Here is a 13,684-nt window from a genome sequence, read left to right as displayed (position 1 = left end):
GCGAACTAACAGCCTTTGACTCTCTGAGTTTCGGAAACGTAAAGTGTGCGGGAAGGCCGCCTTGCAAGGGTTATAGAGACACGAAATAAAAGGGCCATAATAATTTTATGCTGCAGCACAGCGCGCGCGTTTTCCATGAGTTGAGCGTTTTAGGACGGGAGCAACCTGAAGGTAAGGTTTCGCAGAGCGGGGGCGCAGTGCGACGCGAGCGTTTCCCGTTTGTGCCAAGAGCTCGCGCGGCAACAATGAAGAGGCGTCTAGGTTAACGCGACGAAACTACCCTTGTTCGGTAAGGATCCTAGAGTCGATCTCCCGAATCTGGCGGCGCTGTTCCCTCGTGAAGCTACGTGCGCGCACGCCAGCATGACGTAATGCTTGATCGCACGTACCTAGTTGACGCCCGGATGCACGGGTCTCAAGCCAAGCAATTACCCGCTCACGGTAGGCGCATGGAGATTCAGTCAAATTGGCCAAAAATGCCGCAAGAGGCCGGTCTGGGGCTACGCGTCCGCAGAAGCCAGCCCTTTCCAGAATTGCGGCTTTACTACACCGAATCGGAGGCTCGACTAACTGTAACGCCGTGTGCGCTTCCCGAATCTCATCTGTTGTCGGCTCATTCGCCTTGTATGAACTCTGGGGTCGCCAAGACCGATGCGCTCGATTAAATTCAATAAACCACCCTCGGTCATTTTCTCTGAGCGTTTTATATAAGAGCGGCTTGGCCTCAGCGGCCGTAGTGATGCGGCGGTCCGACGAGCTCCCTTCAACCAATAAACGCCACTCTTTGCGTAAATTAATAATTTCACGCCGCGATCTACCTCGATTTGCATTACCACGGCTTACACTTACCCACTTCAGAGCCGTTGAATTCGCTATATGCAAGCGCTTTGCTACCCTAGAAAGCTTCTCTCCCTTAGAAATTAACGCTTTGAAACACGCTCTATAACGGCAGCCATATGAGAATGGAGTGAGCTTTCCAACCTCTCCTTTCTCAGTAATCAACATTCGATAGGAAACGCCGCAAGTGCAAACAAGCTTAATAACTCCAGACCGTCTCAAAGACCCCGTGACCTTGACAAAATCAGAGCTCCGATGCAAAAGACCCTTGCAAATATCGGCTTTAGAGATGATGGTGGCTACATCCATATTGCCTGCGGAGCGAGGCGAATTCTCTCGCCCTCCCGGAAAAAACGACCCCGGCAGCGATGCATGATAGTTGAGAGTGCACTCCGCTGCGATATACATAAACGGATGAGGAAATTCTCGTTGGACTGCGCGATCGGTTACGCTTGAAATCCATCCGTGGATCCTCGACGCGCTTATCCCCGTCATATGACAATATCGCGCACCGAAGAAATCGAGCCAAGCTCGTACCACATTATCTTTCTTCAACGTCGAATCGCCCCGAGTGAAACCAGCGTCTCGAAATAGATCGCGATAAGACTCTATTGACCCAAATGCGCTACCACTTACCCTTTGATTAACACTCAACCTAGCAACACTCTCAATCGCCGACCTTTCAGAAGGCGCTTCTCCACCAACAACCTCCTCATCACCAGACCCAATCAATTGCTCAACCGTAAAATCGTTATTATATTCAGAATAATGCTTCCCGACCACCTTCAAAACACAAAAGTGTTTAGTACAAAAGTAAACTCCAGCCAATTGGTGATCAATTTTCCAATATAACAACTCCCCATTACTTCTCCACTCCTGCATACATTCCGGGCAATATCTCAGTTTCTTGGTGCGTTCGCTATCAGACTTTGTAAGTCTAAGCGGAGGGCCTCCACGGGACGGGCAGTCCAGCATTCTTCTCATCAGTCTTTCCCGTGTCGACCGAGAACACATCATTGTCACATATTGAAATTCCGTAAAATTTCGAACAATTTCCTCGCCAGTCAAATTCCAGTAATCGCGAGTCTGATCGGCAAGATAATCAATTGCACTGGGGAGACGAGTATTAGGAAAGCAAAAATAGCCGAAAAGCATTTTCCTCAGCTTAGCCGTACTCGAAAAACCCATTAAATTCGCGTATCGTGCGAAATTACTTCCAAGTCTTTCCCCTTCCCTCAAGGGAAGTAGCGCAATAGCCATGGTCTTACTCCTTTGCAACGTAAATCCGGACTTCATTTACCCCATTGACAACCAATATAGTTTCATTTATCTCCCGGCTTAGCCGCCAAATGACGTGTGCGGTTCCTATTGTTGAATTCCGCAAGCCAATCTCTGTCACACCTATATAGCGTTCGATATAGCTTGGAATCGATCTGATAGGACGACGTGATGCGTCTGTCCGGCCGAGCATTCTTGACGACGGAACACCACCGGTCGCGCAAGCCCTCAATGAGCTCAGCAGGTAGGTCGTTGCTCCTCGAAAAACCACAGAAGCGCGCCCAACGCAGGAGCTGGGCATTTACGGTAGGAACCCGTGAAGCCCGATCGACGATAAAGTTGTCGGCGAATCTATTAGAGACCAAATTTCGGTGACGCTCGCCATAACTCTTCGCGGCATCTAGCATCTCTACCGACTGCAAATCTGCATAACCCGTATAAGCCAGGCCGCATGAGCAGACAAGCCTCCACCCACCCTCATTTTCAATACATTCTTGCCACGTATCACTAGCTCGATGGATATACCCTTTACATCGAATCTTATTTAAGATTAAATACAAATTATCGGAAATGTTGTTTTTCGAATTTTCTTTTTTTGGCGCATCCCACTTTCTACATTGAGGAATGAACGATCCGGGCGAGGCACAGAGATTGTTCAAGAACGATTCTGCCGCGACAAAAATAAATGGATGTGCCGGCTGTTTGGTCGTTCCCTCTTTACTAATGGTTCTCAGCCAGATGCTCAGGCGTTTCAGGCTCAATCCAGCCAGTTTGCAATATTCCCGCCCGAAGTGGTTAATCATCGAAGCAATAAACAATCGAATATCAACCCCACCGGTTGGCCAAACGAAGCCCGCGGCTTCAAGCAACTCACAATACGTCGCCATTGATGGCAGACTTCGCCCCGTCTGCCTGTACTGTGCACTTAGTGTTGCCATGTCCGCGATAGCGGCCAGCTCGGACGATGATGCTAGCTCAAATACAGCTTCATCGTCCGACGACTTCAACGCCGCTACGGTCGCATCAGTCCAATTTTGTGCAAGCCCCCGCTTCGCGACCTTCATCACGCTCGAATGTGCAGGACAAACATACACTCCTGGAAGTTGGTGATCCACCATCCAATGTGCGAGTATCCCCATTGCCGGCCACTCTAACAGACAGTCTTCACAATATCGAAACTTGGACGCACGCTCTCCTGTCCAGCCGCTGGCGCTTCTTCTCAAGCATCTGGTTCCAGGCATCTCGAGCATACTTGCGAACATCGACTCCCTCTGCTTCACCGGAACAGTTGCGGTTGCATAGTAAAACTCAGTGTTGCGCCGAATAATTTCCGCCGGCTCCAGATTCCAGTAGTCTCGAGTTTGCTCAGCAAGATAGTTCAAGCCGCTCGGGAGCCTTGTATCCGGCTTACACGGATACCCGAAGAGACGACGCCTCAGAGGCAACGTACTCTCAGCTCCAATGAATTCGCAATAGCGCGCTAGATTGCTGCCAATCGTTTCACCATCCAAAAGAGGAAACAGCGCGACAGCCATAGCATCTCTCCCTACTTTCGCAGCTCGGATTAGAAGAATTCCAACACGAAGGCTGCTCGGCAGCCTTCGTGTTTTCCGTCGCTCTCAGACCACGGAGTCCTTAACGCCTCTCTTCAACGAATCCGCAGGCGCCTTCTTCTGGTAGAACCGTCGCGCACCTTCGTTACTCAGATCCTGCGAGGATGCTTTCGGATATTCCTTTTGCACTGCGTTCACGAGCGACGAGGCCAGATCTTGCGGGACACCCAAAAGCAACAACCTGGACACCGCGCTGATCGCCGACTCGTTCTTGTCGTGCTCCATCGCCAATTGTTGAAAACCATGGCGCTTCGCTTGGGACTCCATCGAGTCAACGATGTCGCCCAGCGTATCGCCCAACAAATCGTCATATGCGACCATCCGTGCTTTGTTTCCTGACCGGATAGCGCTCATCATTGGCCTCAATGACGCCATCTTTTCATCAAACACATCCCTAAATATCTGTTTGGAAAGTCTTTCGGCACCGGAGGAGATTGCTGCGTACTGTGCTAGCTGGAAAAGCGGTACCGCGACACCAGGCAGGCCTTGGGTCAAGAACGAGAAATAGTTCCGCAAACTGTCAGAGAGAGGGGCCGGGTCAGCAAGCCATTGATACTTCTGCAGCTGATTACAGAATCGCCTCCAGTCATCTTCATTTCTCATCGCATCCCAGGTGATGACACCTTGACTACTGAGACGTCTCGCCGATCGCAGCGTTTTCCGAAAAAGCTGAGCCGCTTTTGGTGTGCCGCTGACAATGACCGGAATGCCAACCACGTTGGTGAGGTTGACGAAGAAGTCAAATAGGGGATCGTTCTTCGCAACCGCGTGCAGTGCGTTCTGCATTTCGTCGATCACGATGAGGCCAGTTTGATGTCGCTTGGAAATACGGTGCAGCTTATTTGCATAATCGGCCAGCGTCGCCCGCGACCCAATTTCGGCCGTGTAATCGGTCCCGAGCAAACGATCGAACTCCAGTATCAGAAGCTTGAGCGTGTCCTTCAAACTGGCACTCTTAGGGCAATCCACCTTTATCCAGACAACCTGATTCAATCCGTATTCCTCGTGATGAATCACCTGCGGCAGTAGCCGGAGCCCCGACTCAATAGCAGTTGTCTTACCGCCGCCCGAAAGTCCAAAGATGCCAGCGCAATATGCGTGCGAACGCTCGTGCGGATAGATAGGCGTGAGCTCCCCATCTTGATTCGCACGATAGCGGTCCTTGATGCCTTGCACGTAATCATCTCCGACATTTACTCCGACGTAGTGCTGCCGCACGATGACCTGCAGCGTGCTCACCACGTCGAGATGCGCAGGGAGCGCCATCACGAATCGTGATAGTCTGCCTATGGCATGCATGCGATACTCTTCGGATCTCGATCGTTCATCCTCAGAAAATGCGATAGGCACGTCGAGCGCTTTGAGGATTGCCCGTTTATCCCAAATGCGCCCCAACGCGGAAATCAGCGGATTTTTACGATACTCGGGCAACAAGTCATTTCCATCGTAGTATCGCGCTTCCACTGACACGATGCATTGCTTAACGGCGTCTGGGTGGTCCGACTTCTTACTCGCGATCATCTTCGCAATCGCTTCCTTGATGTTCATCATATGCTCCTATTCGTCCAGTTCCGCGAGCAACTCTCTTGCACGCTTCTCGCGGAGCTCTTTGGCAGTCATTTGACTCGCTTCACTTGATGGCGCCTTCGCAATATTCACAGATTCCTCATAAGCGTCTCCTTCTTCGTCATAGTTCGGTTCCGGATCTCCAGTTGCCTCCGTGCGAGAGCCTTGCAGAATCTTCTCGATGATCTTCTTGAAGGACCTACCGGCTTTGCACTTCCGCCTATTTTTATTGGTGTCTTTTGATGCATCTTCTGCCGGCAAACTTTCGCTCGCTGACCGCTCGACGTTGCGCGTTTCCTCCATATCCTTGATGTCAGGCCGCGTCATGCCTGCCTCCCGCAAGGCCTTTGCAGTCTTGGATGTCGCATCCTTCGCAATCTTCGAGATGTTGTAGTCCGTCATAGCGCGCTCAGGTTCGCCAGCTTCTTCAGCCATCCCCCGATTGGTCGCGTCAAGATCTTTCGCAAGACTCTGTTCCTGGTATGTCACACCGTGCAAGGCTCCGACGTCATGTTCTGACATCGGGCACGTCATTGGCTCACCCAAACCAAGTATCTGAATACTGCTGTTGTCGGTAGAGTCGAATGTGATTTCGACGTTCGTTTCAGTTCCCTCTGCGCGGAACATCGTTTGGCGCTCAACCAGGTCAAACGTCGGACATGCATAGTGCACATCGTTGTGCAGTATTCCCCCAGCATCGATCGAAGCCATCGTTCTGGGCATAACCTTGGCCCGAAACTCGTCTACATCGACATGCCGTCCGCACCCGTTCACCTCCGTTCCATACTTCCAGAGGTTGAGCGGCGTCGGCGCAAGCTCCCGTTCGATCATTTCTGGAGGTGTGGGATATCCGCGGATGATGCGAGTGTTATAGCTCAGCAATGAGTAGCAAATGACTCGCCGAAGTTGTTTCAGATCGAGCGCGGCGTGGTAGGCAGGATGTGCAACTCCACGGTCGAATGAGCTCTTCTCTACGATCCCCGGAACAAGCGACGTCCAAATTGCTGGGATAACGCCAAATCGCCGCTCCATCACGCTGCGAAGGTCTGGGCGATAAGCTGGCGTATTCGACACGTCCATCCGGTAGTGGGAAATCAACGGATGCGCTTTGTGAACGCTGCTAACTTCGCCCTGGTCGGCGTACACGCCCTCGGAGAGACGACAAGCAGGCCACTGGTCTTCCCGAATATGAATGTCCAACGACCTACAGAACTCGACCTTTGGACTGATCGCGTTGACAAGCGCCATCATTGCCCCATCCCAACACGGTGGATCGAACGTAAGATGAAATCCGACGGCCATTCCCGAGTAATCATCGATCACCAGATACAGAACTGGCCGGCCGATAACTTTCGTTCGCAAAATCTCGCCAACGAGATAGATATCAAGGACCGTTGCGTCGATATGAAACCGCTCTCCGGGTCCCTTTGTTGTCCGCAACCGACCTTTTAGAGGTCGCTCATGGAGTAAGAATCGCCTGAGACCAACCCTACGAATACGACGTTCCTCGTATGTGAAATTTCTCAGTATGTAATATTGAAGCTGCCTGACCGTTATGACGATTCGTTCACTCAACCTAAGCTCGACCATTTCCCCTTTTTCGTTATACAGAGCCCTATCCCGTAGGAAGGTTGCGCGTAGCCAGCTCAAGGCTTGTTCGAGCGTCTTTTGGGATCTCTTCCCCTTTACGTACTGGAATGAGAAGTAGCAGTCTGCAGCCAATGCAATCAGTCGTCGAACCTCTTGATCGCATGCGGATGCACCGAGTTTCCTGCGCCAAGGGGCCTTTCCCGGAGGGCGTTTCCATTCGCGCTGCTGATTTCTCCCCCCGCTTAGATCATAGTCATCGGCCGCAGCTGCAGGAGTCATTCCTCGCTGGCAATAACGACGGAACGTTCGATATACTGTGTCTTCAGAAATCTTTGAAACTTCGCAATAGCGCAAAACTCGTTTTCGACGCGTCTCGGAGTGAAGCAGCGCTTCGAATTCGTCTCCGTAATACGACGGCTCGGGCGCTTTACCCTTTTCATCCAAAGGGAGGTCGAAGGTCAATAGACCCTTGATGAGTTCCCATCCTTTTGACTTAGTCGGATCAAGGACTATCTCCTTATACCTCTCTGACCTGTTCGATAATGCGAAAGGATGTATGCTTCGCCTATCGGATACGTCGGTCGGCAGTTTATTCAATCTTTCAAGCGCATCTTCGTCTTCGTATTCCTCAGAAAGACGATCCATTAGCTCATCCGTTTTCTGCTTTATCGGTAACGCCTTGTGATTTCTGTTCGATTTCTTCTCATGCTCAATATCGATGAGGTGAGTCCAACGCGAGCCCCTCCCCGTCTTCAGAACGATGTAAATTGTCTTTCCGAAACGCTTTTTCAAAACGTCACACACGGCAAGCTGTGTCGGGTATGAGGATTTCATTGACATGACACCCTCCGCATCGCTTCATCGATCGTTAAACAGTTCTTTTCGGCCGCCAAAGTTCACCAAGCGGCAATTGAATAGGATCAGAAACGTCTAGATCGAATGCTAGATGTTTTGCCCCAGCGAGTTGGCGAAAGGCCTGAACACCTGAGCCCGAAGCCAGTTCGAAATTGCTGTCGACGCACCGGCACGCGTCGACAACCCGTATGTCTTTTCGCTTTCTGAAAAGACGAAGAATTTCCCGTCGAGCTATCAACTCGGATTCCGATAGCTGTCTTCCAACGGTATCGTTGTGAGCCCGAAAAATCCAAGCCAGATTTTTCGACCGGCTTGCATGCATGCCGTTAGCCGTCACCAATCGGTAGATCGCTCCTTCGTCCTGCCACATCCGACGTTCAATTAGCTGAGCGCGCGTGAGCGTCTTCTCCCCATTTGAACGTGCCGACTTGACTGAGTTGGGCTCCCGGATGTACGTGCTACCGCGCCGAACGTTGAGTACTAAATCCGTGCTTAGCACCGCGGGCTCTGTTCGACCATCGTATCTGGGATGGTCGATGTTAAGCGCCAGTGCCGCGCGTTGGGTTTTCTCCCTGTCAAGAGGGTACTGGTCAAAAATGGTCACGACATCGTCCCGGTACCATGCCTCCAGAAATACGGCGTGTTCCGCCTCGGACATAAGGTGCAGTTCGTCAGCAGCCGCTTTTTCGCATACCAAGCGGGTCTTTGTCCCTGATCCGGGCATATCCCGCGTGTGGAACCAACGCAGATATATGCCGGCCTTTCTCGCTAGCTCCTGCTCTTTAAGCTTCCGAGCGAGCGTAGTTTTGCGCATCCTCAATGTTCGCGTAGTCATTCGAGACCTCCATTCTTATCAGTTCAGTTCAATCCTTCCATTATCAGAATTTTTGTTTATGTAGTACTACTACATTTAAGTCCGAATCATTTCACTTTTGCACCACACCCGGATGACTATTGGACTGCCTTAATTTTTCGAGTCCTACGAACAGCCACTAGGCATCCTATCCACGTCGAGGCCTGCCCTCAAGAAGCTTGCTCCGACAAGCGTTTCGCTGTATCGCAAGGTAGCCTCCCAGGCCACCAAGGCTCCGGCCTCTGAAAGGCGGAGCCACCCCGGCGACCTCTCGTTCATAATTGTTTCCCCTCACCCAGAAGACGATTCATCGCAAACTCGTTCCGATATGCGCGTGCATATTCCTGTCGTTCGAGTTCGGTGGACGTGAAATGGACGGCATCTTCGCTTCGCCAGCACTGCCTGGCTTCCGACCTCTTCTCAGACTCTTCGCGAGGGGCAAAGCTATTCGTTTCGGTTGGGGCACTGTGTTGTCGAAATTTGGATCCACATGCGGCTAGAGATGGAGTGTGGACCTCGGGAAAGTGCCCAACCGTTACACTCCGCGTCGCGTGGGAGTTGCGCGGATTCTTATGAGCAGCGGACTCTTTCGCGCACCCTTCCGTCGCAAGTTTCTCGAGAATCACCTTGATCCCAAGAGCGCGCAAATGAAACGCCAACAAATTCGAATCACTGTATCTTCCGTCGACCGTGCATATGACTGTCGCGCCGACGTTGATCAACATTTTCAGCTGGAATGCGCGACGACTCGGCGATTCTAGACATTGGTCGATTCCATCGATGCCAACAACGACCGCCCGCCGGGGAGACCGTACGGATCGCGCGGCAGCCTGAACTGCGACGCGGTCGAGCCGCACACTGAGTTCGCCTTGCCTGCTCTGATTCAGAAATATTCGCCCGCGCTTCCCGCATTGTTGGCCAACACGTTCGTGCAGCGCCATTTTTCGCGTAGCTGAGTCCGCCCCATCCACGAATCGGACCAATTCCGGCTCGTGATCGTCGCACGCCACAGGCACCCCCAGTGGCGGTAAGCCCTGATGGCCTGGCTCTTCGGTGGGGGAAGCCGCCGGCTGCACAAAATTCGTCGAATGCGGAGCGTCTTCCCATGAAATCCGCGGTCGAGATGGTGGCCGATGAACGTAAAGCAGATCTATCACCATTTTCGAGCCGAAGTCGGGTCCGCTATCGACGTAGATGGTCTGAATTCCTGCTGGCTTCCCTGAGTACATAGAATGCGTGGACGAGTTCATACCTGCCTCCGTTCATCGGCACTTGACAAGCGGCTCGATCGGGCAGAGTATGAGGCTACGTAACACTCACTCTCTGTCAATCAGGCCGAGATGAAAGGGGCGCCCGGTCTGCAAACTGGGTGTCCCTTTTTCCTTTCTCCTAAGGTCCTTGGCTCATAGCTCAGTCTCCAACCGGAAGGCTCCAAGCGAACGGAAACCAATATCCGCGGGTCGAGTGTATGTCCCGCGACGCGCCGTTCAAAGGTAAACATATGTTGCACGAGCATATGAGAAAGCGCCCCTCGACGTGCCCCTTATATTGCTCGGCCATGACCTTTCGATGCGAGCGAGTATCGAACTGTTAGCCTTCTAGTTGTTCGCGCAACGTTTTTCCGGAACTAGTTAATTTGTACTTTCGCCAAAGGCTAACGGTCGTCTCTCGCAGGTGCAGTTACACAAAAAGTGGCCTATTTCAAATGAACATGTTGGTACCCGACGGTGGTATAACATGGAATAGCTGAGTTCCTTGTGATCGATTCCAGGCAAGGCCTATCGGGAAGCCAACCCACAACTCGACAGTTGACGAACATGGTATTGCGCAATGCAATCGCACGTGCTTCGAAATGTGATTGACGTCTTGCGCCACGTGTGAAGTCGCGGAGAATCTGCATCGTGTGAAGACTTGCGGACGTTCGATTTCATGGTAAATGATCAGGACTTCATAGCTTATTCAGGTGAGGACCTGCCTAAGGCCTGACGATATGTTGGCCGAGCACTGTTCATCGCCAGAAAGGACTTGTCAGATGATCGTTGTTGCGATGCGGAAAGTTCTATTAAAATTTCCTATGGCAGCACTCTCCTTTTCGTTAGTCGCTGAACAATTGCGTTTGGAATCACCTCCAGATGAGCGACGCTCTGCTGCTGAATGGCATTGCCGGCTGACCGGAGAAGGACGAGAACCGCATCGTGAAAGCCACTGTGTTGGTGAGGACAGACAAGATGGAAGGCGGTTGACTGCTTCGGGACGTAGCATTGATGCTAATGGAACGGTGCTGCGAAGGCGTTGTGTAGTTGCCGCCTATTGAGCATCGCTATCGGGGGTACATTGACGTCGTATGAACCCATGGGCCCAAGCTGTCGCGGGTTGTCCGTCCGTTTTACTGCATTCGCCAACGCACAACTGCTTCCCCAACAATGCGAAATGCCGCCACTTTACTGTGAGCGCGGACTGCTCAGGTTAGCGCTGCGTTTCAGTCACTGGTTTCAGCGGGAGGATGGTTGTCGAGCGAGTTCGAGACCGCAATTTGCCCTCCACTGGCGAGCACATGATGATTTGGCGTGCGGCACGGCGACACAGCCGGCATTTGAAGCGTTGGTTCGCTGGAGCGCCGGACGGCACCGCCACGCCCTCAGCGCCGACACGATGGCAAGATCGCGGTGGCGAAGAGCAATCAGCGTTGGTGCTCTGACGGCTTCGAGTTTCGTTGCGACAACGGCGAACCGCTGCGCCTCACGTTCGCTCTGGATTGCTGCGACCGTGAAGCGATGAGCTGGGTGGCGACGACCGGTGGCTACAGTGGCGACGTGGTGCGCGACGTCATGCTGACCGCCGTTGAGGACCGGTTCGGTGACGTCCTGAAGGCGCCGTCGGAAATTGAATGGCTGACCGACAATGGCTCGGGTTACACGGCAGAGAAAACAAGTACCTTTGCTTCAGACATTGGCCTGGAGCCATTGACCACACCCGTGTGCAGCCCGGAAAGTAACGGCATGGCGGAAAGCTTCGTAAAGACGATGAAGCGCGACTATATTGCCTTCATGCCAAAACCCGATGCAGTGACCGCAGCGCGCAATCTCGCCGTCGCGTTCGAGCATTACAACCAGCAGCACCCTCATAGCGCGCAGAAGTGCCGCTCGCCACGCGAGTTCAGGCGCACGACCGATTCATCAACTCAAGTGGGAGGCGGTGTCCGGAGGCGCAGGGGCAAATCCAAGCGCCTTCCGTCCACCCAACCCTCACATGCCTGATGGCTTAATGCGCTAGGTGGTCAGACAGCTTCCGCGGATGCCGTGACGATATCGCTTTATTCAGCTTGCGCGTTGTGGTTTCGTGGACCGACTATGCCTTCGCGAGAGTGGATCATTAAAGGCGTAACCGCGGCCCTGCTTGACCAGGTCGGTGACATCGAATGCACATTCGGTGCAACGGTCCAAAACCGCCAGCATCGCTACCGCGAATGATCCCAGGCTCGTGCAAGGAAATCCAATCCCGTTATGCTGAGGAAGGGCCGGCAACCAGTGCGCCGGCCGAGAGAGGTCGACCTCGGTGATGCACTCTACCAGGCGATGGACGTCAATGAACGGATCTGACCGGGATAGCAGAAACGTGACTCGTAACGCCCAGTTTCTGGCTGCGGAAGAAATTCGGCTATCGCATCAGCACACATACTGCCGCTCCGCTCCAGTTCATCGGCGAGCGCTACGACTCGCGACCAGATTTCCGGCCGGCGCATCGCGTCGCATGTCACACCACACGCATGCTCGAATTCTCTGCGGTACGGTAGAAGCTGAGCCGGTCCCGTAGCCTTCTTGACGTCGCTTTCGGGATCAACCCATCCTTCTACGTTCCAGACGTTGAGCTCCCGATTTTCGTAGTGCGCCTCCGCGAGAGGTCCTACGAGAGCGCCACAAACACGCTGCCGCACCCAACGCCTTACTCGGCGAGGAACCGCCGACCTCGCGCCGCGCCAAGCGACCTCGCCATAGAGCTATGCACGTGATTGAAGTCCCCGGGGAGCATCTCAACGCGGCAAAAGGGAGCGCACCAGCAATCTCTCACCGCGTCGGTAATTCACCACGACTGAAGCCAACACGCGCCGCCTTCAGCAGCCATCTCGAACATGTCACGGACCATCCCGTAATAGAAGTAAAAGTCCTCATCACCGAGAGCCCGCGCCCGTTCGTCCCAAAGAGCGAAGTCTTCAGCGAGCTTCTTCGACACAACAGGACCAAACGTTCCGGAGTCGTTGCGGCCGTACCTGAAGATGTCGCGGAACGCGACTGTGCTGTCTTCCTCTGGCACGTCATCAAGGCCGACCAGTTTCAAAAGCTTGACGACCCAGTCCACGTACGCCCACCACCTATCAGCAACGCGGTACCAATTCGAGTTGTCGAATCGGTACATGGCGCCCTCTTCCATGCCCGCAGTAATGCCCGGGCAGTCCCGATTCGGCTCTGTCACTACATGCATCGTCTCGTCATACTTCGGGTCCGCTTCCGCCACCTCGCGGTCGACCTTCTTCATGTTCTTACACGCGACAAAATAAACGGGACCACTCATGAAAACACCCCTTTAAATAAGACAGATTTTAGAAACACCCTAAAGGTTCATTTGCCGCCACCATTGCCCAATAACGCAAATTCTCGCGCATTCTTCCCATATCGTGCAGCAGACGTCTGGGCAGATTTATATCACTCAGGTTTTCGGATAGACAAGCAATAAAACAACGGTTTTTCTAATTCAAACTTCTGTTTTTAAAGACAGTCTTATTTTCATCACAGATTTTGAGCCATCGAAAAATTCGTCCTCGCGACTATTGTGGCCCCGTTTTATTTGGACGGCTTCCTGGAGTCAACACGCGCCTCCGGCGCCGCTAGCCAAGACGCGAGAACACCGTCGCAGGCGTGCAAGCCCCGATGCTTGCCACGGGTGCGGGGGAGACCCACCGCCCCAAGGTCAGCCGGTCTGCGTGGCAAGCCCGAACAGCGCCCCCGGCGTCAAAACAATTCATGCCAGAAACAGCGCTTATTTATTAAGAGATTTTAATCAGATCGACTGTAAATCGAAAAATAACCGCTTCAGC

Annotated in this window: 8 protein-coding genes and 1 pseudogene; 3 read left to right on the top strand and 6 right to left on the bottom strand. The window is 52.9% G+C overall.

The window, feature by feature from the left end:
* Positions 1-276: 276 nt before the first annotated feature.
* The 5 genes from ACZ9H4_RS29710 to ACZ9H4_RS29690 all read right to left on the bottom strand — a co-directional run bounded on the left by ACZ9H4_RS29710 (position 277) and on the right by ACZ9H4_RS29690 (position 8,574).
* On the bottom strand, positions 277-2,097 hold the full coding sequence (locus ACZ9H4_RS29710) for a TnsD family Tn7-like transposition protein (RefSeq protein WP_476122282.1): 1,821 nt from the start codon (positions 2,095-2,097) through the stop codon (positions 277-279).
* A gap of 62 nt (positions 2,098-2,159) precedes the next feature.
* Positions 2,160-3,650, bottom strand: coding sequence for a TnsD family Tn7-like transposition protein (locus ACZ9H4_RS29705; protein WP_476122280.1), 1,491 nt, complete (start codon positions 3,648-3,650; stop codon positions 2,160-2,162).
* A gap of 84 nt (positions 3,651-3,734) precedes the next feature.
* Positions 3,735-5,276, bottom strand: coding sequence for an ATP-binding protein (locus ACZ9H4_RS29700; RefSeq protein WP_476122278.1), 1,542 nt, complete (start codon positions 5,274-5,276; stop codon positions 3,735-3,737).
* A gap of 9 nt (positions 5,277-5,285) precedes the next feature.
* On the bottom strand, positions 5,286-7,724 hold the full coding sequence (locus tag ACZ9H4_RS29695) for an integrase (RefSeq protein WP_476122276.1): 2,439 nt from the start codon (positions 7,722-7,724) through the stop codon (positions 5,286-5,288).
* Between the two features lie 28 nt (positions 7,725-7,752).
* Positions 7,753-8,574: a TnsA endonuclease C-terminal domain-containing protein gene (locus ACZ9H4_RS29690; protein ID WP_476122274.1), complete on the bottom strand. Its 822-nt coding sequence runs from the start codon at positions 8,572-8,574 to the stop codon at positions 7,753-7,755.
* 782 nt (positions 8,575-9,356) lie between these two features.
* Here ACZ9H4_RS29690 and ACZ9H4_RS29685 point away from each other — a divergent pair.
* The 3 genes and pseudogenes from ACZ9H4_RS29685 to ACZ9H4_RS29675 form a co-directional block, all read left to right on the top strand.
* A complete protein-coding gene (locus tag ACZ9H4_RS29685; protein WP_476122272.1) occupies positions 9,357-9,548 on the top strand; it encodes a hypothetical protein in 192 nt (63 codons plus the stop codon).
* A gap of 1,076 nt (positions 9,549-10,624) precedes the next feature.
* The gene (locus ACZ9H4_RS29680; RefSeq protein ID WP_476122270.1) at positions 10,625-10,906 is read left to right on the top strand and encodes a hypothetical protein; all 282 of its coding nucleotides are present in this window, start codon (positions 10,625-10,627) and stop codon (positions 10,904-10,906) included.
* Between the two features lie 295 nt (positions 10,907-11,201).
* Positions 11,202-11,774 (top strand): annotated as a pseudogene (locus ACZ9H4_RS29675) (DDE-type integrase/transposase/recombinase); the annotation flags it as partial.
* A gap of 898 nt (positions 11,775-12,672) precedes the next feature.
* Here ACZ9H4_RS29675 and ACZ9H4_RS29670 read toward each other — a convergent pair.
* On the bottom strand, positions 12,673-13,125 hold the full coding sequence (locus tag ACZ9H4_RS29670; protein ID WP_476122268.1) for a hypothetical protein: 453 nt from the start codon (positions 13,123-13,125) through the stop codon (positions 12,673-12,675).
* Between the last annotated feature and the right edge of the window lie 559 nt (positions 13,126-13,684).

It is taken from the genome of Paraburkholderia sp. TE9906, assembly GCF_056279605.1.
Note: the sequence above shows the minus strand (reverse complement) of the source record. Positions and strands in the feature narration are given on the sequence as shown.

Coding starts and splice junctions, on each gene's coding strand:
- ACZ9H4_RS29710 (WP_476122282.1), bottom strand. CDS start 2,097: ATGGCTATTGCGCTACTTCCCTTGAGGGAAGGGGAAAGACTTGGAAGT.
- ACZ9H4_RS29705 (WP_476122280.1), bottom strand. CDS start 3,650: ATGGCTGTCGCGCTGTTTCCTCTTTTGGATGGTGAAACGATTGGCAGC.
- ACZ9H4_RS29700 (WP_476122278.1), bottom strand. CDS start 5,276: ATGAACATCAAGGAAGCGATTGCGAAGATGATCGCGAGTAAGAAGTCG.
- ACZ9H4_RS29695 (WP_476122276.1), bottom strand. CDS start 7,724: ATGTCAATGAAATCCTCATACCCGACACAGCTTGCCGTGTGTGACGTT.
- ACZ9H4_RS29690 (WP_476122274.1), bottom strand. CDS start 8,574: ATGACTACGCGAACATTGAGGATGCGCAAAACTACGCTCGCTCGGAAG.
- ACZ9H4_RS29680 (WP_476122270.1), top strand. CDS start 10,625: ATGATCGTTGTTGCGATGCGGAAAGTTCTATTAAAATTTCCTATGGCA.
- ACZ9H4_RS29670 (WP_476122268.1), bottom strand. CDS start 13,125: ATGAAGAAGGTCGACCGCGAGGTGGCGGAAGCGGACCCGAAGTATGAC.